At 73.9% G+C, this 22,951-nt stretch carries 22 protein-coding genes; 13 read left to right on the forward strand and 9 right to left on the reverse strand.

Annotation, left to right across the window (positions count from 1 at the left end):
* Positions 1-57: 57 nt before the first annotated feature.
* The 3 genes from KUM32_RS20920 to KUM32_RS20930 form a co-directional block, all read right to left on the reverse strand.
* Positions 58-558: a metallophosphoesterase gene (locus tag KUM32_RS20920; RefSeq protein WP_217143449.1), complete on the reverse strand. Its 501-nt coding sequence runs from the start codon at positions 556-558 to the stop codon at positions 58-60.
* Between the two features lie 50 nt (positions 559-608).
* On the reverse strand, positions 609-1,586 hold the full coding sequence (gene rfbB, locus KUM32_RS20925; protein WP_217143450.1) for a dTDP-glucose 4,6-dehydratase: 978 nt from the start codon (positions 1,584-1,586) through the stop codon (positions 609-611).
* 153 nt (positions 1,587-1,739) lie between these two features.
* Positions 1,740-1,931 (reverse strand): hypothetical protein, encoded by a 192-nt coding sequence (locus KUM32_RS20930; RefSeq protein WP_254405891.1) that lies wholly within the window; start codon positions 1,929-1,931, stop codon positions 1,740-1,742.
* Positions 1,932-2,496: 565 nt separating this feature from the next.
* Between KUM32_RS20930 and KUM32_RS20935 the strand changes: the two genes are divergently transcribed.
* The 9 genes from KUM32_RS20935 to KUM32_RS20975 all read left to right on the forward strand — a co-directional run bounded on the left by KUM32_RS20935 (position 2,497) and on the right by KUM32_RS20975 (position 12,150).
* Positions 2,497-2,712 carry a type A2 lantipeptide gene (locus KUM32_RS20935; protein WP_217143451.1) on the forward strand — a complete coding sequence of 72 codons (216 nt, stop codon included), beginning with the start codon at positions 2,497-2,499 and terminating at the stop codon, positions 2,710-2,712.
* A 170-nt stretch (positions 2,713-2,882) separates the two neighbouring features.
* Positions 2,883-3,689 carry an HlyD family efflux transporter periplasmic adaptor subunit gene (locus tag KUM32_RS20940; RefSeq protein WP_217143452.1) on the forward strand — a complete coding sequence of 269 codons (807 nt, stop codon included), beginning with the start codon at positions 2,883-2,885 and terminating at the stop codon, positions 3,687-3,689.
* The gene (locus KUM32_RS20945; protein ID WP_217143453.1) at positions 3,686-5,908 is read left to right on the forward strand and encodes an NHLP family bacteriocin export ABC transporter peptidase/permease/ATPase subunit; all 2,223 of its coding nucleotides are present in this window, start codon (positions 3,686-3,688) and stop codon (positions 5,906-5,908) included. The genes KUM32_RS20940 and KUM32_RS20945 overlap by 4 nt, the downstream gene beginning before the upstream one ends.
* A 1-nt stretch (position 5,909) precedes the next feature.
* Positions 5,910-8,768 carry an NHLP bacteriocin export ABC transporter permease/ATPase subunit gene (locus KUM32_RS20950; protein ID WP_217143454.1) on the forward strand — a complete coding sequence of 953 codons (2,859 nt, stop codon included), beginning with the start codon at positions 5,910-5,912 and terminating at the stop codon, positions 8,766-8,768.
* Positions 8,769-8,853: 85 nt separating this feature from the next.
* Entirely contained in the window at positions 8,854-9,867 is a 1,014-nt protein-coding gene (locus tag KUM32_RS20955) for a Ppx/GppA family phosphatase (RefSeq protein WP_217143455.1), read from the forward strand.
* Positions 9,868-9,957: 90 nt separating this feature from the next.
* The gene (locus tag KUM32_RS20960; RefSeq protein WP_217143456.1) at positions 9,958-10,137 is read left to right on the forward strand and encodes a hypothetical protein; all 180 of its coding nucleotides are present in this window, start codon (positions 9,958-9,960) and stop codon (positions 10,135-10,137) included.
* A 53-nt stretch (positions 10,138-10,190) separates the two neighbouring features.
* Positions 10,191-11,240, forward strand: a complete 1,050-nt coding sequence (locus tag KUM32_RS20965; protein WP_217143457.1) for an iron-containing redox enzyme family protein — start codon at positions 10,191-10,193, stop codon at positions 11,238-11,240.
* A 12-nt stretch (positions 11,241-11,252) separates the two neighbouring features.
* Complete coding sequence (locus KUM32_RS20970; RefSeq protein ID WP_217143458.1) at positions 11,253-11,915, forward strand: HemK2/MTQ2 family protein methyltransferase; 663 nt, start codon at positions 11,253-11,255, stop codon at positions 11,913-11,915.
* Entirely contained in the window at positions 11,896-12,150 is a 255-nt protein-coding gene (locus tag KUM32_RS20975; RefSeq protein WP_217143459.1) for a CDGSH iron-sulfur domain-containing protein, read from the forward strand. Before KUM32_RS20970 ends, KUM32_RS20975 begins: the two co-directional genes overlap by 20 nt.
* A 153-nt stretch (positions 12,151-12,303) precedes the next feature.
* Here KUM32_RS20975 and KUM32_RS20980 read toward each other — a convergent pair whose 3' ends face one another.
* The gene (locus KUM32_RS20980; RefSeq protein WP_217143460.1) at positions 12,304-12,738 is read right to left on the reverse strand and encodes a protease inhibitor; all 435 of its coding nucleotides are present in this window, start codon (positions 12,736-12,738) and stop codon (positions 12,304-12,306) included.
* Between the two features lie 359 nt (positions 12,739-13,097).
* Here KUM32_RS20980 and KUM32_RS20985 point away from each other — a divergent pair, with 359 nt between their 5' ends.
* Positions 13,098-14,306: a lactate 2-monooxygenase gene (locus KUM32_RS20985; RefSeq protein WP_217143461.1), complete on the forward strand. Its 1,209-nt coding sequence runs from the start codon at positions 13,098-13,100 to the stop codon at positions 14,304-14,306.
* 277 nt (positions 14,307-14,583) lie between these two features.
* Here KUM32_RS20985 and KUM32_RS20990 read toward each other — a convergent pair whose 3' ends face one another.
* The 3 genes from KUM32_RS20990 to KUM32_RS21000 form a co-directional block, all read right to left on the reverse strand.
* Positions 14,584-14,961 carry a toxin Doc gene (locus KUM32_RS20990; RefSeq protein WP_217143462.1) on the reverse strand — a complete coding sequence of 126 codons (378 nt, stop codon included), beginning with the start codon at positions 14,959-14,961 and terminating at the stop codon, positions 14,584-14,586.
* 3 nt (positions 14,962-14,964) lie between these two features.
* Positions 14,965-15,213, reverse strand: a complete 249-nt coding sequence (locus tag KUM32_RS20995) for a hypothetical protein (RefSeq protein WP_030975726.1) — start codon at positions 15,211-15,213, stop codon at positions 14,965-14,967.
* A gap of 109 nt (positions 15,214-15,322) precedes the next feature.
* Positions 15,323-17,566 carry a glycoside hydrolase family 9 protein gene (locus KUM32_RS21000; RefSeq protein ID WP_217143463.1) on the reverse strand — a complete coding sequence of 748 codons (2,244 nt, stop codon included), beginning with the start codon at positions 17,564-17,566 and terminating at the stop codon, positions 15,323-15,325.
* A gap of 718 nt (positions 17,567-18,284) precedes the next feature.
* On the opposite strand from KUM32_RS21000, the gene KUM32_RS21005 reads away from it, so the two are divergent.
* Both KUM32_RS21005 and KUM32_RS21010 read left to right on the forward strand, forming a co-directional pair.
* The gene (locus tag KUM32_RS21005) at positions 18,285-20,660 is read left to right on the forward strand and encodes a SpoIIE family protein phosphatase (protein ID WP_217143464.1); all 2,376 of its coding nucleotides are present in this window, start codon (positions 18,285-18,287) and stop codon (positions 20,658-20,660) included.
* A gap of 108 nt (positions 20,661-20,768) precedes the next feature.
* On the forward strand, positions 20,769-21,428 hold the full coding sequence (locus KUM32_RS21010) for a DUF4232 domain-containing protein (RefSeq protein WP_217143465.1): 660 nt from the start codon (positions 20,769-20,771) through the stop codon (positions 21,426-21,428).
* A 152-nt stretch (positions 21,429-21,580) separates the two neighbouring features.
* Here KUM32_RS21010 and KUM32_RS21015 read toward each other — a convergent pair whose 3' ends face one another.
* Positions 21,581-22,051 carry a nuclear transport factor 2 family protein gene (locus KUM32_RS21015; protein WP_217143466.1) on the reverse strand — a complete coding sequence of 157 codons (471 nt, stop codon included), beginning with the start codon at positions 22,049-22,051 and terminating at the stop codon, positions 21,581-21,583.
* Positions 22,052-22,147: 96 nt separating this feature from the next.
* Here KUM32_RS21015 and KUM32_RS21020 point away from each other — a divergent pair, with 96 nt between their 5' ends.
* Positions 22,148-22,756, forward strand: a complete 609-nt coding sequence (locus KUM32_RS21020; RefSeq protein ID WP_217143467.1) for a TetR/AcrR family transcriptional regulator — start codon at positions 22,148-22,150, stop codon at positions 22,754-22,756.
* Here the strand turns inward: KUM32_RS21020 and KUM32_RS21025 are convergent.
* On the reverse strand, positions 22,731-22,940 hold the full coding sequence (locus KUM32_RS21025; RefSeq protein ID WP_217143468.1) for a ferredoxin: 210 nt from the start codon (positions 22,938-22,940) through the stop codon (positions 22,731-22,733). The genes KUM32_RS21020 and KUM32_RS21025 overlap by 26 nt on opposite strands.
* Positions 22,941-22,951: the final 11 nt, after the last annotated feature.

The raw sequence follows: 22,951 nt of genomic DNA on the forward strand, positions 1-22,951 counted from the left end.
GGGCGGCGTCCTCGCGGGCGCTGCCCGTCCTTCTTCCGTCCCGGACCCCGTGGTCGCCTACCGCCGCGGCAGCCGGTGCAGCCGGACGTCCCCGAGGCGGCCGTCGGCGACCGTGGCCGTCATGTAGGTGCAGTAGGGCTGACGGCGCCGGTCCGTCGGCGAACCCGGGTTGAGCAGGCGCAGGCCGGTGTCGGCGGTGGTGTCCCAGGGGATGTGGCTGTGCCCGAAGACCAGGACGTCGAGGTCGGGGAAGCGTGCGGCGCAGCGTGTCTCGCGCCCCCGGGCGGCGCCCGTCTCGTGGACGACGCCGAAGCGCAGGCCGCCGAGGTCGGCGTACGCCACCTCGGGCAGCCGGGCGCGCAGGCCGGGTCCGTCGTTGTTGCCGTACACGCCGACGAGTCTGCGGCTGCGGCTCTCCAGGAGGTCGAGGGTGGCCGTGTCGACCCAGTCCCCCGCGTGCACGACGACGTCGGCGCGCGGGATCTCCGCCAGCAGCCGGGCGGGCAGTTCCTTCGCCCGCTTCGGCAGGTGGGTGTCGGACATGAGCAGCAGGCGCACGGGGTCCAGGCTAGTGGCGGAGGATCGTCCGGGCACTCGGGCCGCGGGGCTCATCCCTCCGTGGCGGCGCGCCGCTTCAGCGGCTCCCACCAGGCCCGGTTGTCCCGGTACCAGGCAACGGTCCCGGCCAGCCCGGCCGTGAAGTCGTGGCGGGGGCGGTAGCCCAGTTCGTCGCGGGCCTTGCTCCAGTCGACCGAGTAGCGCAGGTCGTGTCCCTTGCGGTCCTCGACGTGCACGACCCGGTCCCAGCCGGCGCCGCAGGCCTCGAGAAGGAGGCCGGTGAGCTCGCGGTTGCTCAGTTCGGTGCCGCCGCCGATGTTGTAGACCTCGCCGGCCCGGCCGCGGGTCCGCACGAGGTCGACGCCCCGGCAGTGGTCGTCGACGTGCAGCCAGTCGCGGACGTTGCGTCCGTCCCCGTACAGCGGGACCCGCCGGCCGTCGAGGAGGTGGGTGACGAACAGCGGCACGAGCTTCTCGGGGAACTGGTGCGGGCCGTAGTTGTTGGAACACCGGGTCACCCGTACGTCCAGGCCGTGGGTGCGGTGGTACGCGAGGGCCAGCAGGTCGCCCGACGCCTTCGAGGCGGAGTACGGGGAACTCGGCCGCAGCGGGTGCTCCTCGGTCGCCGAGCCGGACTCGACGGAGCCGTAGACCTCGTCGGTGGAGACGTGCACGAAGGGCCCCACGCCGTGGTTCAGGGCCGCGTCCAGCAGGATCTGGGTGCCGACGACGTTGGTGAGGACGAAGTCGGAGGCGGCGTGGATCGAGCGGTCCACGTGGGACTCGGCGGCGAAGTGCACCACCTGGTCGGTCCCGGCCATCAGCTTGTCGACCAGTCCGGCGTCGCGGATGTCGCCGTGCACGAACTCCAGCCGGGGGTGGCCGAGTTCGAGGTTGTCCGGGGTGCCGGCGTAGGTGAGGCTGTCCAGCACCGTGACGTGCGGAGGCTCGGGCGTCCCGGGGGCGAGCAATGCCCGGACGTAGTGGGAGCCGATGAATCCGGCGGCGCCGGTGACCAGGATGTTCATGGACGGTTCTTTGCCTTGCTGCGGTCGGACGGAGGGAGGGGGCACCGCCGACGTTACCGGCGTTCCCCTGCTGGTCCTCGTCCGCCCCGGACGCGCACCGCGCCGGCACCCTGGCCGGCGCGCCGGGCGGTCGTCACCACCCCCGGGGTGCGGTCAGTCCTCGCCCCGGACGATGTTCGACTCCTGGGCCGGCTGCGGTGAGCGTGCCGCGTCGCCGTCCTCGACGGCCGGTATCCAGGTACGCATACGCATCCCGTCCCTGCCCCGCAGTCGGCGGGCCTTCGACCAGCCCGTCTCCAGGCGGTGGACAACGGGTTTCTCACCGACGTCCGTGGTCACGGGCATCAGCCTCCTTCTGTGTCCGGTGCCGTGACGGACCGGGTCCCCCGGGCGTGACGGGGCCAAACACCGGCGCGTGAGCCCAGGGGCCGGGCCGGCCGCACCGATGGCTCCGCCCGGCACCGTCCGCACTCGGCCGGACACGTTCTGTCGCGAGGGCGGAGCGGAACCCACGCTTCGGCGAATCTGCACATCGCATACCCAACGTGGTCACCCCTCTTGGGGATCTGCACAAGACCGGGGCGTCCCGCCCGCGCGCGGGACGCGAGTGCCGGACGCACCGCCGTGCGGGCAAGGGGGCGTACGCGCCGATGTGACGGCCCATGTGAAGAAGTCGCCGCGAAGGCGTGCGCGCACCTGCACGGTTGAGTGCGTCTGCTTTGCAAGTTCCCTGGTGGGAGGGGTGATTGGGTGGAAGCACGGACCGGTCGCGTGCTTTGATCCATCGCACCGCGGGGGCCGCGGAGGGGTCCGGAGAAGGGCGCCCGGCGCCCGCGGTCGCGGCCGTCTTCTGTCCCCAGAGGGGGCCGCTCCCCCCTTGTGAAATTGCTATACGAAGGGAAGTTCCATCATGAACTCCACCCCCCAGGTCGAGACCGTCGAGATCTCCGACGCCGAGCTCGACAACGTCTCCGGCGGCCTGTCCGTGAACGCCGTCGGCACCGTCACCGGCCTGGTGGACGGCGTCGCCCCGGTCTCGGGCCTGCTCAACACGGCCGTCGGCACCGTCGAGGGCGTCACCGGCCTGAACACGGCCCCGGTCACCGGCCTGGTCGCCGGTCTCTGATCGCGTCCTCCGCGCCGGAGAGTCCCGGAGCCTCCCCGGCTCCGGGACTCTCCGGCCTTTCCCCGCCGGTCCTCTCCGGTCCTCTCCAGTCCTCTCCGGTCCTCTCCGGTCTCCTCCGTTCTCCTCCGTTCTTCTCCCGCTTCTTTCGGAATCCCTGGGATACGTCCGACGTGCAGTTCCGCCAACAGGCCCTCACCAAACTCCAGTCACCGCAGGAGCTGGACCTCCCGGTGCGCTTCGCCCGCCCTCAGGGCTGGCTGGTGCTGTCCGTGACCGTGGTCGCGATGGCCGCCGCGTCCGTGTGGGCGGTGAGCGGCTCGGTGACCTCCACGGTCGGCGCGCCCGCCGTCCTCACCCACGGGCAGGGCAGTTACCTCCTGCAGAGCCCGGTCTCCGGCCAGGTCACCGCCGTCCTCGCGCGCCAGGGCGAACGACTGCCCGCCGGCTCCCCCCTGCTCAAGGTCCGCACCGCCGACGGCGAGACCGTGATCCGCACGGTCGACGCCGGCCGGGTCACCGCGCTCGCCGCCACCGTCGGCCGGATCATCCGGACCGGCGCCGACGTCGCCTCCGTGGAGAAGGTCGCCCACTCCGGCGATCCGCTCTACGCCACCGTCTACGTCCCCGCCGAGAAGGCCGCCGCCATCCCCGCCCACGCCTCCGTCGACCTGACCGTCCAGTCGGTTCCGGCCCAGCAGTACGGCGTCCTGCACGGGAAGGTCCGGTCGGTGGGCCGCTCGGCCCAGTCGGCGCAGACGATCGCCGCGTTCCTCGGCGACAGCCAGCTCGGCGAGCAGTTCACCAAGGAGGGCAGGCCGGTGGCCGTGACGGTACGGCTGGACACCTCCACCTCCACGAAGAGCGGCTACGAGTGGTCGTCGGCGGACGGACCGCCGTTCGAACTGACCTCCATGACCCTGGCCACGGGCTCGATCCGACTGGCCGACCAGCGTCCCGTCGACTGGCTGCTGCCGTGAGCACCGCACGGAAGGCCCGGGGCGGACGCCGGGCCGCGCCGTCCGGGCGCAGGGCACCGCACAGCAGGACGAGGACGGTCCGCACGCCCACCGTGCTCCAGATGGAGGCCGTGGAGTGCGGCGCCGCCTGTCTCGCGATGGTGCTCGCCCACTACGGCCGGCACGTCCCGCTGGAGGAACTGCGCATCGACTGCGGCGTCTCCCGCGACGGCTCACGCGCCGGCAACCTGCTGAAGGCGGCACGCGGTCACGGCCTCACCGCCAAGGGCATGCAGATGGACCTGGCCGCCCTCGCCGAGGTGACGGCACCGGCCATCCTGTTCTGGGAGTTCAACCACTACGTCGTCTACGACGGCATGGGACGCCGCTTCGGCCGCCGCGGGGTGTTCGTCAACGACCCCGGCAAGGGCCGCCGCTTCGTGCCCCTGGAGGAGTTCGACGGCTCCTTCACCGGGGTCGTGCTGACCATGGAGCCCGGCGAGGACTTCACCCGGGGCGGCCGCAGGCCCGGCGTGCTCGGTGCGATGCCGGCCCGGCTGCGCGGCACCGCGGGCACGCTGCCGGCCGCCGTGCTGGCGAGCCTGCTGCTGGTGGCGGTGGGCGCGGCGGTGCCCGCGCTCAGCCGCACCTACATCGACATGTTCCTGATCGGCGGGCAGACCTCGCTGCTGGGCGTGCTGTTCGCGTCGATGGCGGCCTGCGTGCTGCTCACGGTGGTGCTGACCTGGCTGCAACAGGCGAACCTGCTGCACGGCCGCATCATCTCCTCGACCCTCTCCAGCGCCCGTTTCCTGCGGCATCTGCTGCGGCTGCCGGTGACGTTCTTCTCCCAGCGCAGCCCGGCCGACCTGGTGCAGCGGCTGCAGTCCAACGACGCCGTCGCCGAGACGCTGGCCCGTGACCTCGCCGCCGCGGGCGTCGACGCGATCGTGGTGGTCCTGTACGCCGTGCTGCTGTACACGTACGACCCCCAGCTCACCTTCGTCGGCATCGGCGTGGCGCTGCTCAACATCCTCGCCATGCGGATCGTGATCCGGCTGCGCGCGACGCGTACGGCGAAGCTGCGGGCGGACACGGCGCGGCTGACCAACACCGCGTACACCGGCCTGCAGCTGATCGAGACGCTGAAGGCGACCGGCGGTGAGGACGGCTACTTCCGCACGTGGGCGGGGCAGCACGCCACCACCCTGGAGGAGCAGCAGCGACTCGGGGTGCCGAGCGCCTGGCTCGGTGTGGTCGCGCCGACGCTCGCCACGCTCAACAGCGCGCTGATCCTGTGGATCGGCGGCCTGCGCGCGGTCGAGGGCCACGTCTCGGTGGGCCTGCTGGTCGCCTTCCAGGCGCTGGTCGTCCGCTTCACGGCCCCGCTGACCCGGCTGAACGGCGTGGCGGGCCGCATCCAGGACTTCGCGGCCGACGTGGCCCGTCTCAAGGACGTGGAGAACTTCCGGGCGGACCCCCTCCACGACCGCCCCGTCGGCGTCGACTCCACGCGCCGGCTGCACGGCCACGTCGAGCTGCAGAACGTCTCCTTCGGCTACAACCCCCTCGACAAGCCCCTCCTCACCGGCTTCGACCTGACCGTCGGGCCCGGGCAGCAGGTCGCCCTGGTGGGCGGCTCGGGCAGCGGCAAGTCCACGGTGTCCCGGCTGATCTCGGGCCTGTACGCCCCGTGGGACGGCGTGATCCGGATCGACGGGCAGCGCCTGGAGGACATCCCGCGCGGGACGCTGGCGTCCTCCGTCTCCTTCGTCGACCAGGACGTGTTCCTGTTCGAGGGCTCCGTGCGCGACAACGTGGCGCTGTGGGACCCCTCGGTCCCGGACGACGCGGTGGTGGACGCGCTGCGGGACGCCGCGCTGTACGACGTCGTGATGCGCCGTCCGGGCGGCATCCACAGCAGGGTCGAGCAGGACGGCCGGAACTTCTCCGGCGGGCAGCGCCAGCGCCTGGAGATCGCGCGGGCGCTGGTGCGCGGGCCCAGCATCCTGGTCCTGGACGAGGTGACCAGCGCGCTGGACGCGGAGACCGAGCTGGTGGTGATGGACAACCTGCGCCGGCGGGGCTGTGCCTGCGTGGTGATCGCGCACCGGCTGAGCACCGTGCGCGACAGCGACGAGATCGTCGTCCTGGCGCACGGCACGGTCGTGGAGCGCGGGCGGCACGAGGAGCTGGTCGCGTACGGCGGCGCCTACGCGGCGCTGGTCAGGGAGCGGTGAGATGACGACCGTGCACGAAGGGCAGGGCGACCTCGTCCTGGGGGCGCTCGGCTCGCTGGGCACCCGCGTCGACTGCGCCGGGTTCGGCCGCCTCGACCTGGAGGGGCCGCAGGTGCTGTGGCTGGTGGCGTCCGGCGCGGTGGACCTGTTCGCGGTCGACGCCCGGGAGCAGGGGCACTGGCACCACCTGGGCCGCCTGGAGGCGGGCTCGGTGCTGCTCGGGCCGGTGTCCGGACCGCGGCACACCCTGGTCGCCCGCCCGCTGCGGGACTGCGTGGTGCACCGCATCGGCCTGCGCGAGCTGTACCGGCCGGCGAGCACCGAGACGTGGCCGTACGACGAGTACGGCCACGCGCGGTACGAGCCGCCGGCGACGAGCCCGCTGGAGTACGCCCTCGCCCTGGGCGTCGGGCGCGGTCTGTCCGTCCTCTTCCAGGCGCCGATGGCCTCCGATCGGGCGGCGACGCCCGGGAGTCCCCCCGTGCGGGCGTACGCGGGCTCGGCGGAGGACGACGACGTGTTCTGGATGCAGGTCCCGCCCGGCAGCGTGCGGTACGGGGCGCTGTACGGCGACGAGGCGGCCGCCGACCTGCTGATGGACCCGGCGCTGTGGCAGAGCCTGGTCGGCCAGCAGCACCGGCTGCTGACCACGCTGGACCGCTGGATCGAACAGCTGGAGCGCACCCACGAGACGCGTACGGCGGCCGGCCTCAAGGCCGGGGAGGCGGTGCGCGCCCGGGCCGACCGGACGCTGCTGGCCTCCATCGGCAAGCGGTCGGGACGACGCGCCACGGCCGCCGACGCCGACGCCACGTACGCGGCCTGCGAGCTGGTCGCCCGCGCCGCGGGGATCACGCTCGCCGAGCCGGCGCGGAACGGCGTGGAGAGCGACCGGCTCGATCCCGTGGAGCGGGTGGCCGTCGCCTCGCGCGTACGCACCCGGACCGTGCGGCTGGACGGGCGCTGGTGGCGGGACGACATCGGCCCGCTGGTCGGTCACCGTGCCCTGTCGGGGGCGCCGGTGGCGCTGCTGTGGCGGCGCGGCGGCTATGTGGCCGTCCATCCGGCGACCGGCCGCGGGACACCGGTCGGGAAGGCGAACGCCGAGGAGTTCGAGCCGCGCGCGGTGATGTTCTACCGGCCGCTGCCCGAACGCCGGCTCGGTCCGCTGGGACTGCTCCGGTTCTGTCTCCGGGGCACGCGCGGTGACCTGGCCGGCCTGCTGCTCGGCGGGCTGGTGACGGTGGCTCTCGGCGCGCTGGTGCCGGTCGCGACCGGCAGGGTGCTCGGCGAGTTCGTGCCGAGGGCCCAGACGGGAGCGATCGTGCAGGCGTGCCTCGCGGTGATGCTCAGCGGCGTCGTCGCGGCGGCCTTCATGCTGCTGCAGAACCTCACCATCCTGCGGCTGGAGGGGAGGATCGAGGCGACCCTCCAGCCCGCCGTGTGGGACAGGCTGCTGCGCCTTCCGACGGCGTTCTTCACCGGGCGCTCCACCGGCGAGCTGGCGAGCGCGGCCATGGGCGTCAGCGCGATCCGCAGACTGCTGGCGGGCGTCGGTCCGACGGTGGCCCAGTCGGTCACCGTCGGCGCGGTGAACGTGGGGCTGCTGCTGTGGTACAGCGTGCCGATGGCGCTCGCGGCGATCGGCATGCTGGTGGTCGTCGCCGCCGTCTTCCTGGGGCTCGGGCTGTGGCAGGTGCGCTGGCAGCGGCGGCTGGTCCAGCTCACCAACAAGCTGAACAACCAGGCGTTCCAGACCCTGCGCGGGCTGCCCAAGCTACGGGTGGCGGCGGCGGAGAACTACGCGTACGCGGCCTGGGCGGAGCGGTTCGCGCGCAGCCGTGGGCTCCAGCAGCGGGCGGGGCACGTCAAGAACCTGAACGCGGTGCTGGGCGCGGTCTACCTGCCGCTGTGCACGCTGCTGATGTTCATGCTGCTGGCCGGTCCGGCGCGCGGTTCCATGCCGGCCTCCGACTTCCTCACCTTCAACGCCTCGGTGACGATGCTGCTGACCTCGGTCACCCAGCTGACCGGCGCGTTCGTGTCGGTGGTGGCCGCGCTGCCCCTGTTCGAGGAGATCAGGCCGGTCCTGGAGGCCACGCCCGAGGTGCGCACGGCGAGCACCCGGCCCGGGCCGCTGTCCGGGGCGATCGAGGCGCGGCGGCTGTCGTTCCGGTACACCGACGACGGCCCGCTGGTCCTGGACGACGTGTCCTTCGAGGTCCGGCCGGGCGAGTTCGTGGCGGTCGTCGGTCCCAGCGGCTGCGGCAAGTCGACCCTGCTGAGGCTGCTGATCGGCTTCGACCGGCCGCTGTCGGGCAGCGTCCTGTACGACGGGCAGGACCTGGCCGCCCTGGACCGGTCGGCCGTGCGCCGGCAGTGCGGGGTGGTGCTCCAGCACGCGCAGCCGTTCACCGGCTCGGTCCTGGACGTCATCCGCGGCACCGAGCCGTACCCGCCCGAGGAGGTGATGGCGGCGGCCGAGATGGCCGGGCTCGCGGAGGACATCAGGCGGATGCCGATGGGCCTGCACACCATCGTCTCGGGCAGCGGGGCGGTCTCCGGGGGCCAGCGGCAGCGGCTGATGATCGCGCAGGCGCTGATCCGCCGGCCGCGGATCCTCTTCTTCGACGAGGCGACCAGTGCCCTGGACAACGGGACGCAGCGCACGGTGATCGAGTCGACCAAGGCGCTCGACGCCACCCGGATCGTGATCGCGCACCGCCTGTCCACGGTGCTGGACGCCGACCGCGTGATCGTGATGGAGAACGGCAGGGTCGCCGAGCAGGGCCCGCCCGACCGGCTGCTCGCGGACACCGGCGGCCGGCTGCACGAGCTGGTGCGACGGCAGCTGACCTGACGGCGCCCGGACGGGGGCAGCCCGGTTTCCGCCGTATCGGCCCCGGTCGCCGTTGGACCGGCGCGTAAATGGGTACTGCGCTGTCATGCGGATCAGCGTGGTGGACGTGGGATCGAACACGGTCCGGCTCATGGTGGCGGACGCGGAGGGCGGGGTGCCGCTTCCGGTCCACACCGCGAAGTGGCGGCTGCGGCTGTCGGAACAGGTCAAGCCGGGCGGTCCGGTCCCCGAGGAGGCCGTGGAGCGGCTCGTGGACGCGGTCGAGGACGCGAGCAGGACCGCGGCCCGGTGGGGCGCGGACGCCCCGCTGGCCTTCGCGACCGCCGTGGTGCGTGCCGCGCCGAACCGCCGGGAGGTGCTGCACGCCGTCCGCTCCCGCACCGGGGTCGCGCTGTGCACCCTGCCGGGTGAGGTGGAGGCCGAGCTGACCTTCCTCGGGGCGCGGCGCTGGATGGGCTGGCGATCGGGTCCGCTCGCCCTGCTCGACATCGGCGGCGGTTCGCTGGAGGTCGCCTTCGGCCGCGGCCGGCTGCCCGACTTCGTGGCCTCCCTGCCGCTGGGGGCGGCCCGGCTGACCCACGAGTTCCTGGCGGGCGGTGCGGAGCCGCCGGCGCCGGAGCAGGTCCGGGCGCTGCGCCGCAAGGTCCGTCATCAGCTGCGGGACGTCGCGGCGCGGATCCGCTGGGAGGGTCCGCGCACGGCGGTGGCCACCTCGCGGACCTTCCAGCAGCTCGGCCGGCTGTGCGGGGCCTCACCGGGCCGGCACGGGCCGTTCGTGGAGCGGCGGATGCGCTGCTCGGACCTCGGGGAGGCGGTCGGCCGGCTGGCCGCCCTGTCCGCGGCCGAACGGGCCCGGCTGCCCGGCATCTCCGCACCGCGTGCGGCGCAGAGCCTGGCCGGGGCCGTGGTCGGGCACACGGCCATGAAGCTGACCGGGCTGGACTCGGTCACGCTCTGCCCGTGGGCGATCCGCGAGGGCATCCTGCTGCGCCACATCGAGGACGGCCCGGCCTGGTGGGCGGAGGTCAGCCGCCCGGACGACGACGAGGACACCGCCCCGGCCCCGGTGCCCCTGCGTGTCGCGACCACACCCGGCTGACCAGGCGGACGTCCCCGGCGCCGCCGGGAACGCGGGACCGGGAACGCACCACGTGACCGACGACCGAACCACGAGGCAGAGGAGACCTTCGTGTCCCAGCACGGCGACCACGCGCACGAGCAGCCCGAGACGGCCATCGAGGAGGTGATGCGCGAGATCAAGGAGGCCAAGCCCCGCGACGCGGAGTCCGACGAGGGCCGGCACCGGGGCGAGGCGGGGGACGCCACCTCACCGAACACCGGGGCGCAGGAGGACGCCGAGGGCGAGTGACGCGCGGCTCGCGCGGCGGGGTGCCCCGGTGGAGTCCGGGTACTCGCGACACCATGGAGTACCACCGCGAAGAACCGCACGACCGCGAAGAACCACCGCTGCCGACGGCCCGGGGCCCGCTCTCCGCGGCCGTCGGCGCCTATCTGCTCGGCGCGGGCCCGCTGCCCGGCCCCCGGACGGCCGCCGCCGCACCGGTGTACGGGGACGACCTGCAGCTCGCCTTGTACACGTGCTACGAGCTGCACTACCGGGGCTTCGCCGGCGTACCCCCCGGTCTCGAGTGGGACCCCGAGCTGCTGCGCGTCCGGGCCGCGCTGGAGCGCCGATTCCTGGCCGCCCTGCGCGCCGACACCCCGGTCCACGACAGCGTCGAGGACGCGGTCGCCGCACTGCTCGTCGAACCCGTCGACGGCGGGGGCGTCAGCCACTTCCTGCGGGACGAGGGCGAGCTGTGGCACCTGCGCGAGTACGCGGCCCAGCGCTCCCTGTACCACCTGAAGGAGGCCGACCCGCACGCCTGGGTGCTGCCGCGGCTGCGGGGACGCGCCAAGGCGGCGATGGCGGCGGTGGAGTTCGACGAGTACGGCGGCGGCCGGGCCGACCGGGTGCACGCCCGCCTCTTCGCCGACCTGATGTCGGACCTGGACCTGGACACGACGTACGGTCGTCATCTGGACGCGGCCGGCGCCGAGTGCCTGGCCACGGTGAACATGATGTCCCTGTTCGGTCTGCACCGGGCCCTGCGCGGCGCCCTGGTGGGGCACTTCGCCGCGGTCGAGATCACCTCGTCGCCCGGTTCCCGGCGGCTCGCCGAGGCGATGCGCCGCACCGGCGCCGGGCCCGCCGCGGAGCACTTCTACGACGAGCACGTCGAGGCCGACGCGGTGCACGAGCAGATCGTCCGGCACGAGGTGATCGGCGGGTTGCTGGAGCAGGAACCGCAGCTCGCGGCGGACGTCGCCTTCGGGATCGACGCCACCGGACACCTCGAGGACCGCTTCGGTGCCCGGCTGCTGGCCGACTGGCGGGCCGGCCGCTCGTCGCTGCGCACGCCGCTGCCCGAGCCGGCCCGCGAGCCGTCCGGAACCTCCCATACTTCGTGACGGCCGGGGTACGTGGGTTCCGTGAATTTCTTGGTGCCGCCGGGCGTCTACGCCCCTCAGGAGGACACCGCCCTGCTGGCCGGGGCGCTGTCCGAAGAGCCGCTCCCCCCGGACGCGGCCGTACTCGACGTGGGGACCGGCACGGGCGCCCTCGCCCTGGCCGCGGCACGGCGGGGCGCCCGGGTGACCGCGGTGGACGTGTCCTGGCGTGCCGTGTGCGCCACCCGGGTGAACGCCGCCCGGGCGGGAGTGCCGGTCCGGGTCCGGCGCGGCGACCTCTTCGCTCCCGTACGCGGCGAGTCCTTCGACCTGGTCCTGGCCAATCCGCCGTACGTTCCGGCGCCGGGCGGGCGCCGCCGGCCGCGTGGGGCGGCGCGGGCCTGGGACGCCGGCGACGACGGCAGGCTGGTCCTGGACCGGATCTGCCGCGAGGTGCCCGGCCTGCTGCGCCCCGGCGGCGTACTGCTGCTGGTGCAGTCGGCGCTGAGCGACCCCGGCCGGACCGTCGGACTTCTGCGCGGGGCCGGTCTGAAGGCGGCCGTGACCCGACGGCGGCGGATCGCGTTCGGGCCCGTGGTGCGCGGCCGGGAGCGCTGGCTGCGGCAGCGCGGGCTGCTGTCCCTGGCCGACGACGAGGAAGAGCTGGTGGTGGTCCGTGCCGAACTCCCCGTCTGACCCCGCACGTCCGTCCGACTCCGGCTCCCCCCGTCGGATCAGGGTCCAGCGCCGGGGGCCGATGCTGGTCGAGGGCCCGGTGGAGGTGGAGCTGGAGGACGGGACGACGGTGTCCTCCGACCGCTTCCGGGTCGCCCTGTGCACCTGTCGTCGCAGTCGCCGCTTCCCCTGGTGCGACACCAGTCACCGCGCCCGGTCGTCCGGCACCGGTGACGGGCCGGCGGCCGCGGGCTGACCCCCGGCCGGTCCCTGTGTCCCGGGGAACGGCGGACGGCCCCACTCCGTCCGCCGCCCCCGGTGCGGGACCGCGGGGCCCCTGCGGCAACGACTCGCACTCCCCAGTGGCGAGCCGCCGGTCACACCGCACGGACCGGGCGGTCCCGGTCTCTCAGAACGCGAAGACGCTCGTACTTCCGGCGTTCTTCACGCACTCGTTGGCGAAGGTGCGCTCGTAGGAGAGGCGCCTGCCCTGCCAGACCCCGTCGACGGTGACGACGACGGGGGCGTACTCCCGGGTGCACATCACGCCGTCGTCCGCCGCCAGGGCGTCGAGGTCCCCGCCGGCGCCGCGCAGTTCGGCGCAGGCCAGGTCGGCGGCGGGGTGGGTTCCGGAGGCCGTCGGGGCGCAGGTCAGGGTGACCGCGCGTACCGGCGCGGCGGTGGCAGCGCTCTCTCCGTGCCCCACGGTCAGCACGAGGGCCGAGGGGGCGTGGAGCGACGCGGGGGCGGTGGCCGGGGAGGCGAGGGAGGCCCCGGCGAGGGGCCCGCAGACGGCGGTGGCCGTCAGACCCAGAGTCGCTGCCCAGCGCGCGGTGTTCCGCATTGTGTGCATCCTTCCGCTCGGGATGAGGGTGGTGCCGGCCCGGCTCGGTCGGTGCCGGAACGGCGAGCGCGAGTCTGCCGAGTCCACCGCCGAAACTCATCTCGACCCCATGGATTTCGGTAACCTTGCGTATTGAATCAGTGGCGCAAAGTCACGGAATTCGAACGTTCCAAGTCCGGAACGGGGCGGTTCTTGATCGATTCATGAGGCCACGATCGGGCCGACTGGCGTGATCCATGCGTTCTCCAATAGGCCTGAAACACACCTGAAACATGTCGGTTCCCAAGCCGCCGGCCTCGGCCTACCCGCGAGTATGGTGCTGACGGCGCGAGCCCGACGACGAGAGGCGGGATGCGGGGATGGCGAAGCACTGGGCGGACTACCAGTACGAGATCTACCTGAACGGGATGACGGGTGCCGTGCCCCGGCTGCCCACCGACCTGACCCGGCTGGAGGAGCTCACCGCGCGCCGGCTCGGCCCCGGGCCCGTCGGGTACGTCGCGGGCAGCGCGGGTGACGGCAGCACCGCGCGCGCCAACCGGGCGGCCCTCGACCGGCGCCGGATCGTGCCGCGCGTGCTGCGGGACGTGCACGCGCGTGACCTCTCGGTCGAGGTGCTGGGCCGCTCCCTGCCGGCCCCGCTGGCGCTGGCGCCGGTCGGCGTCCTGTCGATCATGCATCCGGACGCGGAGCCGGCCGCCGCCCGGGCCGCCGCCGCCCACGGCGTCCCCTACGTCCTCTCCTCGGCGTCCAGCACGCCCATGGAACAGGTGGCCGAGGCGATGGGTGACGCCGAGCGCTGGTTCCAGCTGTACTGGCCCAAGGACCGTGAGGTGGCCCGCAGTTTCCTGGACCGGGCGAGGGCGGCCGGATACGGCGCGCTGTTCGTCACGCTGGACACGCCGCTGCTGTCCTGGCGCCCGCGCGACCTCGACCAGGCGTATCTGCCGTTCCTGCACGGGGTGGGCACGGCCAACTACTTCTCCGACCCGGCGTTCGGGGCGGGGCTGGCCAAGCCGGTGCACGAGGACCCGGACGCGGCGGTGATGCACTTCCTCGGCATGTTCTCCGATCCCGCCAGGACCTGGCCGGATCTGGCGTTCCTACGGGAGAACTGGGACGGCCCGGTCGTCCTCAAGGGCATCCTGCACCCGGACGACGCCCGGCTCGCCGCCGACGCCGGGATGGACGGCGTCGTGGTCTCCAACCACGGCGGCCGCCAGGTGGCCGGTTCCGTCGCGGCGGCCGACGCCCTGCCGCGTGTCGTGGAGGCCGTCGGCGACCGGCTCACCGTGCTGTTCGACAGCGGCGTCCGTACCGGCGACGACGTCTTCAAGGCGCTCGCGCTCGGCGCGCGGGCGGTGCTCGTCGGCCGGCCCTACGTCTACGGTCTGGGCCTGGACGGGCAGGCGGGCGTCGAGCACGTGATCCGCTGCCTGCTCGCCGAACTCGACCTGACCCTGGCCCTGTCGGGGCACGTCTCACCGGCCACGCCGGGCCCTGCCGACCTCGTCGAGGCCCCCGCCGGTGGCGGCGGGGGCGAGCCGCCTGCGTCGGCGCGGCAGTGACTCCCCCGCGCGGTGGGGTCGTAGCGCACATCGCCGCACCGCTCCGTCCCCTCGCCGGCGCGGGTACCGGGAACGCCGACGCCGGCGTCCGCCTACGGGTCCCGCACAGCCCGGGGCCGGCGACACCGCGCAGCAGCCCGTCGTTCGGCCCGCGGCCGCCCTCGATCCGTGCGGAAAGGCGGCCTGAACGGGCGGCAACACATGTGCCGGGCAAGGGAGTTGCGGGCTTCTCCACGCGGCCGCCGCGGCTGGTGCGGGCGCACCGGCCGCCCGGCGCTCAGACCTGCCAGGAACGCAGCCGGCCGGCCGCACCGTAGACGTCGGCCCTGCCGGACACCAGATCGCGCGCGAGGCCGGCCAGGGCGCCGTAGGGCGGGTCGATGCCGACGCCGCTCGCGATCATGTAGGCCACGGCCGTCGCGCAGGCGAAGCGGGCGTTGGCCGAGGGCAGGGGCTTGAGCACGGCGAGGGTGTGCAGCAGCGCGGCGGCCCGCCAGGCCGGGTCGGCGTCGACACCGAGGCGGGGCGGGTCCACGCGGTGCCGGGCGACGGCGGCCACCAGCGCCGAGAAGTCGTTGATCACGGGCTGCTCCGGCAGCACCTCCTCGTGGCGCTGGAGCAGCCAGGGCACGTCGATGTGCAGGGCCGGCGCCATGGGTCAGGCGGCCCGCCCCTCACCCCGGACGGGCGGTGGCTCGTCGTCGGGGAAGGCGGCGGCGAACTCGTCGGCATGGGCCGAGAAGAACCGGCGGAACGCCTCCGCCCCCTCCTGCAGCGCCCGGTGCCGGGCTATGTCGGCGGCGGCGGCCTCCCGCACGAGCGCCTTCATCGACGTACCGCGTTCCTTGGCGATCTGCCGCAGGTCCTCGAGCTCGCGGTCGCTGAACTCCACGTTCAGAGCTGGCATGCCCCCACGGTACCGCGCGGGTACTGACCCGTAAATGGGACCAGGTCAGAGGGGCACGGCGGCGGTACCGCAGGGGCGGGCGGGAAGTCGTGCGGCCAGCTGCGTCCCGTCAGCCCTGGTCCGCCACGAAGGAGGCCATCCGGGCCAGCGCGGCGTTCCAGTTGATGGTGTGCTCGTTGGTCGACCAGGACTGGATGTCGTCGATGAAGCAGAACTGGCCGACGCAGCCCTGGAGTTTGCTCTGCGCGTAGGGGTCCTGGATGCTCGAGTTCGGACCGCCGGAGAGGGTGCCGTCCGGCGGGGCGGGCAGGGCGGGGTCGAGCTGGTGGGCGTACCAGCGGCTGTGCTGGTTGTGGGCGTTGACCTCGCCGTAGCCGGTGACGTACGACATGTTCAGCGCGTTGCGGCCCAGGATGTAGTCCATGCTCTGGACGGCGCCGTCACGGTACTTCGAGCCGCCGGTGATGTCGTAGGCGGTGGCGAGGACGACCGCGTTGTTCAGGATCTGGTGGCTGGAGCCCCAGTCGTACACGTTGCCCTCGGGCGCGTAGGGCATGCCGTACGGATGCGCCTTCAGCGTGGCCAGGTAGCCGTCGGCGCCCCGGAGGACGGACCGGCGTACCGTGTCCCGGCCGGGGAGCCGGCTGGGCACGGTCGCCAGGTCCAGCCGGGCGGCGGCCGCGGTGCGCGCCCAGTCGAAGCCGGTCGGGCCGAAGACGTCGGCGGTGTGGACCGGGGAGTTCAGCACGTACTCCCCGAAGTGCCGCTCCCCCGTCGTCAGGTACAGCTCGGCCGCCGCCCAGTAGAACTCGTCGTCGACGCGGCTGTCGGGATAGGCCCCGCCGCCGATGCCGTCGCTCTCCGACGCGAGCACGTCCGGGTGGGCCAGCGCCGCCGCCCAGGCCTCGCGGGCCGCGTCGAGGGCCTTGGCGGCGAACTCCCGGTCGTAGGGGCGGTAGAGACGGGCCGCCTGCGCGGCGGTCGCCGCCAGGTTGAGGGTGGCCGCGGTGGTCGGCGGGTGCAGCTCGCGCTTCTGGGGGTCCTGGTCGGGCAGCAGCGGCAGCCCGGTCCACTGCTCGTCATGGATCTTGTGATGGGCCATGCCGGCCAGCGGCTGCCCGTCCGGCACCTGCATCTTCAGCAGGAACTCCAGTTCCCAGCGCACCTCGTCGAGGAGGTCCGGCACCTTGTTGCCGCTCTCGGGGATGGCGAGGGTGCCGTCGCCGAGCTTCGACGGCTCCCCGGTGCGGGCGTGCAGCGAGCGCTCGTAGGTGCTGAGCAGTTCCCAGGTGGAGATGCCGCCGTTGACGACGTACTTGCCGTGGTCGCCGGCGTCGTACCAGCCGCCGGAGACGTCGAGCGTGTAGTCGCACACACCGGGCTGACAGGGGACCTCGGTGTCGCCCCGGTTGGGCGCGACGCCCACGTGGCCGGCCGGGCGCGCGTAGCCCGGGCGCAGGTCGTCGCGGATGGCGGTGCCGCTGCGCTGCGCGTAGTAGTACTTCGCGGAGTCGACGCGCAACCGCTCATAGGCGGCCGTGCCGATGTCGAACGGGCGGCTGGTCTCCCCGTCGGCGAGCAGCGTGTAGCCCTCGCCCCGCCTGGTGTACCGGCCGAAGTCGATCGAGTGGACGTTCTGTCCGGAGGAGGCGTCGACGCCCCGCGGCACGCTCCAGCCCTGGGCGACGACCCGACCGCCGGCGTTCGCCAGCCGCCACGGCAGGCGCGTGGTCGCGTCGGTGACGAGCGTGGCGTTCTTCGGACCGGACGGCAGGTAGCCGACCTGGTTGACCCGGACCCGCGGACCCGTGTCCGGCACGTACGGCTCGGGCTCCACCCCGCCCAGCAGGGACACGTCGTCCACGCAGAACCGCCAGGCGTCGGGCGTGCCGCCGAGCTGGAAGCCGACCTGGCCCTGGGTGGTGTCGACGGGCGAGGTGAAGGTGTAGGAGTACGTGTTGCCGGAGACGCTCAGCCGCGGGCTGACCTCGTGGTAGGTGTCGTACGGGGACACCGACAGGCCCACGATGGCCCGGACCACGTGGTCGGCGGGCGTGCCGGTCGCGGTGAAGGAGAACCTGTACGTCTCCCCCGCGACCAGGGTGATGCCGTTCTGGCCGACGGCCGCGTCCCAGCGGTTGGCGGTGCCGCCCGGGGTGTCGGCGCACAGCCGGCCGTCGGACACGCCCGCGGTGACGTTGCTGCTGGCCCACCAGGAGTCGGTGCCGTTGTCGAAGGTGCCGTTCCTGACCTGCTCGGTCTCGTCGGCTCCGGCCGGTGCGGCGGGCAGTGCGGTGACGGCCGCCGCCAGCAGGGCCGTCAGGGAGACGAGGGCGGTTCTGCGTCTTTTCACGTGCGGGCTCCTCGGGGGAGGTGGCGCTCACCTGTGGGAGCGCTCCCAACAGCGGTCGGTGCCATGCTTGTGGCAGACATGACATCTCGTCAACGGTCCGGACCGGACTGGTTCCGTCCGGAGGCGGTTCTTCCGGCGGCCCGGTTCTTCCGGCCGGCCCGGTGCGCGACGGCGTCGGGGCCGGGCGCGTCGGACACGGGCCCCGTCGGCCCGCCCCTCGGCCACCCGCCGGGCACGGCCGTCCCGGACGGTGACGGTGGTCCCGACGGGCGTGGGCGGGCCGTGCTTGACGTCCACGGTGCGGGAGGCCACGGCACGCGTCCCGGCGCATGCGGGCAGGCAGGCAGGCAGGCAGGCAGGCAGGCAGGCAGGCAGGCAGGCAGGGGGACGGTGTCCGGCGGGAAGGCCCGGAGAGGGCCCGCGCGGCTCGCGACCGCGTGGGGACGGGCCGGGACACCGGCCCGGAACGGAACCGCGGGCCGGTGCGGCCGCACATGCGCCCCGCCCGACGGGCGGCACCGCGTCGCGGCCGTCCGGTGAAGCGGAAAGCCCTCCCCGCCCCGGACGGTGCACCGTCCCGGCGCCGCCCGTACGCCGATGAGGCCCCTGTGGTCCCAGGGATCCGGGTGGTTCGGGTCCACGCGGGGCACTAGACGCACTAGGCTGGGATCCAGGTGACGCGCTGTTCACTGTGGGTGTGCGCAATGGAGTGGCGACGATGAGTCCGGTCAACCCGTTCGACGATGCCGCCACCGCCCGTGTCGTCGTCGACGACTCCGGCACGCTGCGGGAGTGGAACGAGGGCGCGCGCCTGCTGCTGGGGCACCCGGCCGACGCCGTCGTGGGGCGCCCCGCCGCCGGGTTGCTGGCCGACGGCGGCGACGGTACGCCTCCCAGGCCCGAGGACGAGCGGTGGAGCGGCACGCTGGCGCTGCGGCACCGCGACGGGCACACCGTGTCCGTGTGGGTGCTCGCGAACCGCAGACCGTCGGCCGACGGCGGCCGGGGCACGTGGCTCGCCGTCACGCCGCTGGACCGCGGCCCCGCCCCGCCGGCCGACCCCCTGCTCGGGGCCGCCCTGAGGCAGTCCCCCTGCGCCACGATGATCTTCGACGACCGACTCCGGCTGCGGGGCGTCAACGACGCGATGGCCCAGTTCCTCGGGCTCCCGCCGGACCTGGTCCGCGGACTGCGGCCCACGGACCTGTCCGGCCGGCCGCAGCACGCGGAGCTCGAGCAGTACATGGAGGAGGTGCTCGCCACCGGCCGCCGGTACGACATGCACACGGATTTCAAGGCCGTGAACGAGACCCGCGCCCACCCGTGGCTCATCCGCGTGGCTCCGCTCACCGACACCGGTGGGCGGGTGCGCGGAGTGTGCGCGACCGCGCACGACTTCAGCGAGCAGCACCTCGCCCGGGAACGGCTGCACCTCGTCAACGACGCCAGCATGCGCATCGGCACCACGCTCGACGTCACCCGCACGGCGCAGGAGCTGGCGGACGTGTGCGTCCCGGCGCTCGCCGACTACGTGAGCGTCGACCTGCTGGACCCCCAGGACCACGGTGCCGAACCCGCCGCCGTGTCACCGCCGGTCGGCCTGCGCCACACGGCCCGCCGGTCGGTCGACCCGGGCCTCCCGGAGGTGTTGGCCGAACCGGGGCAGCTGTACGTCTACCCGTCAGGTTCGCCCCAGGCCGAGAGTCTGGTCGCGGGGCAGGCGATCGTGGCCGCGGTGTCCTTCGGCGACCTCGAGCGGTGGCTGGACTGGGACCCCGCCCGCCGCAGGCGGGCGGAGGAGTACGGCGTCCACTCCACGATGTCCGTGCCGCTGCAGGCCCGCGGCACGACCCTCGGCGTCGCGGTGTTCACCCGGTTCCGGTGCCCCCACCCGTTCACGCACGACGACGTGCTGCTGGCCCAGGAGGTCACGGCCCGCGCCGCCGTCTGCATCGACAACGCCCGCCGCTACTCCCGTGAGCGCGAGGCGACGCTGACCCTGCAGCGCAGCCTGCTCCCCCGGTGGCTGCCGCCCACCGCCGCGGTGGAGGCGGCCTCCCGCTACCTTCCGGCCGCCCGCTCCGGCGTCGGCGGCGACTGGTTCGACGTCATCCCGCTGTCCGGGATGCGGGTCGCCGTGGTCGTCGGGGACGTCGTCGGCCACGGCATCCAGGCCTCGGCCACCATGGGCCGGCTGCGCACCGCCGTCCGCACCCTCGCCGACATCGACCTGACGCCCGACGAGTTGCTCACCCACCTCGACGACCTGGTCGTCCGGCTGTCCGAGGAGTCCGGCGACGACGGCGCGGGCGAGGTGGGCGCCACCTGTCTGTACGCGGTGTACGACCCGGTGTCGCGGCGCTGCGCCATGGCCCGCGCCGGGCATCCGGCACCCGTCCTGGTCCCGCCGGACGGCCCGCCCCAGAAGGTCGAACTGCCGTCGGGTCCGCCGCTGGGCGTGGGCGGGCTGCCGTTCGAGTCGGCCGAGCTGGAGCTGTGCGAGGGCAGCGTGCTGGCGCTCTACACCGACGGGCTGGTCGAGAGCCGGGAGCAGGACGCCGACACCGGTCAGGACCTGCTGTGCGCGGCGCTGACGGCCCGCGGCGACTCGCTGGACGCGACCTGTGAGCGGGTGCTGAACGCTCTGCTGCCACCGGGTGGTTCCGCCGACGACGTGGCGCTGCTGCTGGCCCGCACCCGGGGGCTGCCCGCCGGCCAGGTCGCCACCTGGGACATCCCCGCCGACCCGTCGCTGGTCGCCCCCGTCCGCAAGCAGGTTCTCGAGCAGTTGTCCACCTGGGCCCTGCTGGAGGCGTCCTTCACCGCCGAACTGGTGGTGAGCGAGCTGGTCACCAACGCCATCCGGTACGGCTCACCGCCCATCCGGCTGCGGCTGATCCACGACAGGAACACGCTGATCTGCGAGGTCTCCGACACCAGCCACACGGCGCCGCATCTGCGCCGGGCCAAGACGTGGGACGAGGGCGGCCGCGGTCTGCTGCTGGTGGCCCAGCTCACCCAGCGCTGGGGCACCCGGCACACGTCCGAGGGCAAGACGATCTGGGCGGAGCTGGGGCTGCTCGACGAGGAGTGAGCCGTTCGTTTCCCGGCCCGCACGGCGGGACACTCGCAGGAACAGGGCGTACGGTGCCGCCTCTCGGCCGGGCCGTGCGCGGGAACCTGACGGGAGTGTGGAGAAGCGATGGCGAACACGTCCCAGCCGGTGCGCCGGGCGGCCCTGCTCGCGAGCGCGGTCGCGGTCCTCGGCCTGCTGACCGCCTGCGGCGACGAGAGCGGCACGGCGAGCGGGCCACGGCCGCCCGGGGCCCCGCAGGCCTCTCGCACGGCCGGTCCGGACAGCGGCACCACCACCGCACCGGCCGTCGGTACCACACCCGGCGACACGCCCGGATCCGCGTCCGCGTCGGCCTCCGCCCGCGCCGACGGCCGCTGCCACACCTCGCACCTGCGCGCCGCCGTCGGCCGCGCCGACCCGGGTGCCGGGCAGCGGAACTTCCCGGTCGTGCTGACCAACACCTCCAAGAACACCTGCACCCTGCACGGCTATCCGGGCGCCGCCTTCGTGGACGCGTCCGGCAGGCAGTTGGGCCCGGACCCCGAACGCGCGCCGGCGTCACCGCGGACGGTCACGCTGGCGCCGGGGAAGAGCGCGTGGGCCGGGCTGTCGTTCTCCAGCCCGCAGATCAGCGGCGCCCGCACGGCCACTCCGGCGGCGCTGCTGGTCACCCCGCCGGACGAGCGGGACCCGCTCGAGGTGAAGTGGACGGCCGGTGAGGTCCCGGTGGGCGGCAACGCGTCGTCGGTGTCCGTCACCGTCCTGGACGCGGGCACCGGTCCCTGACCGGCCGGACCGTCAACGGCCCCCGGCCTGCCGGACCCGGGTGCCAGGTCCTGCGCCCCGGACGACGGCCGGGTGACGGCCCCGGGCCCGTGGAGCAGTGACCGACGGCCGGGTGCGGCCCGCAGGGACGCTCCGGTTCCTCGCTCCGCGTCTCACTGAGCGTCACTTCGGCCGCGGCCGTGCTCCCGCTCCTCGGGGGGCCGCGGGCCGCGGATGCGGCGGTCCGACTCATCGATGGGCACGTCGTTGACGCTCGCCTCCCGACGGGCCATCAGGCCGTCCTCGTCGAACTCCCACAGTTCGTTGCCGTAGGAACGCCACCACTGGCCGTCGACGTCCCGGGACTCGTACTGGAAGCGGACGGCGATGCGGTTGCCGTCGTGGGCCCACAGCTCCTTGCGCAGCGCGTACTCCCGCTCCCGCGCCCACTTGGCGGTCAGGAACTCGACGATGGCGGCACGGCCCATCAGGAAGGTGTCGCGGTTGCGCCACTGCGAGTGGGGCGAGTAGGCGAGCGCGACCTTGTGCGGGTCGCGGGTGTTCCACGCGTCCTCGGCCGCCTGCACCTTCCGGGCGGCGGTCTCGCGGGTGAACGGCGGCAGGGGCGGGCGGGCGGTCGTCATGGTTCGGCCTCCGTGACAGAAGTGGAGAACGAGCGTTCTCCGGTGCGGTGCTACCGCAGGAGAACGCTCGTTCTCACGTCAAGGAAGAGGTCCCGCATGGACAGTGAGGTCGCCCGGGAGCGGGCGCTGGACGCGGCGGAGCGACTCTTCTACGGGCGGGGCGTCCAGGCCGTGGGCATGGACGACGTGCGCCGCACGTCCGGTGTCTCGCTCAAGCGCCTCTACCAGCTGTTCCCGGCCAAGGAGCAGCTCGTGGTGGCGTATCTGGACCGGCGCGACGTGCGCTGGCGCGGGGAGCTGGCCCGGTACGTGGACCGGCACGGGGAGCCCGTGTCGCGGATCCTGGCCGTCTTCGACTGGCTCGGGCAGTGGTTCGCCGAACCGGACTTCCGCGGCTGCGCGTGGCTCAACGCCTACGGCGAACTGGGCGCCACCTGGCCGCGGGTGGCGGAACGGGTGCGGGCGCACAAGGGGCTGTTCCGGGACTTCCTGGACGGGTTGACGGCCGACGCGGGACTGCCCGCCGCGGTGGGCGGGCAGCTGTTCCTGCTGGCGGAGGGCGCCATGGTGACGGCGGGCGTCACGGGCGGCACCGAACCCGCGCGTCAGGCGCGCGAGGCGGCGCGGGTGCTGCTGGACGCCACCGGCGCCGGTCTCCCGGAGCCGGTGACTTCCGCCGTCAGTCCACCGTCCGCGTCACGGTGATGGCACCGACGGGGCAGGCCCGGGCCGCTTCCCGCACCAGAGGGCTGCCACCGCCGTCCTCCCGGCCGGCCCGGAGGGTGCTGTAGCCGTCGTCGTCCTGGGTGAAGACGTCCGGAGCGGTCAGGGCGCACTGGCCCGCACCGATGCAGGTGTCCTTGTCGATGTCGATGCGCGTGCGGGGCATGCGGGGAACCT

The sequence above is a fragment of the Streptomyces sp. AC627_RSS907 genome (assembly GCF_019049165.1).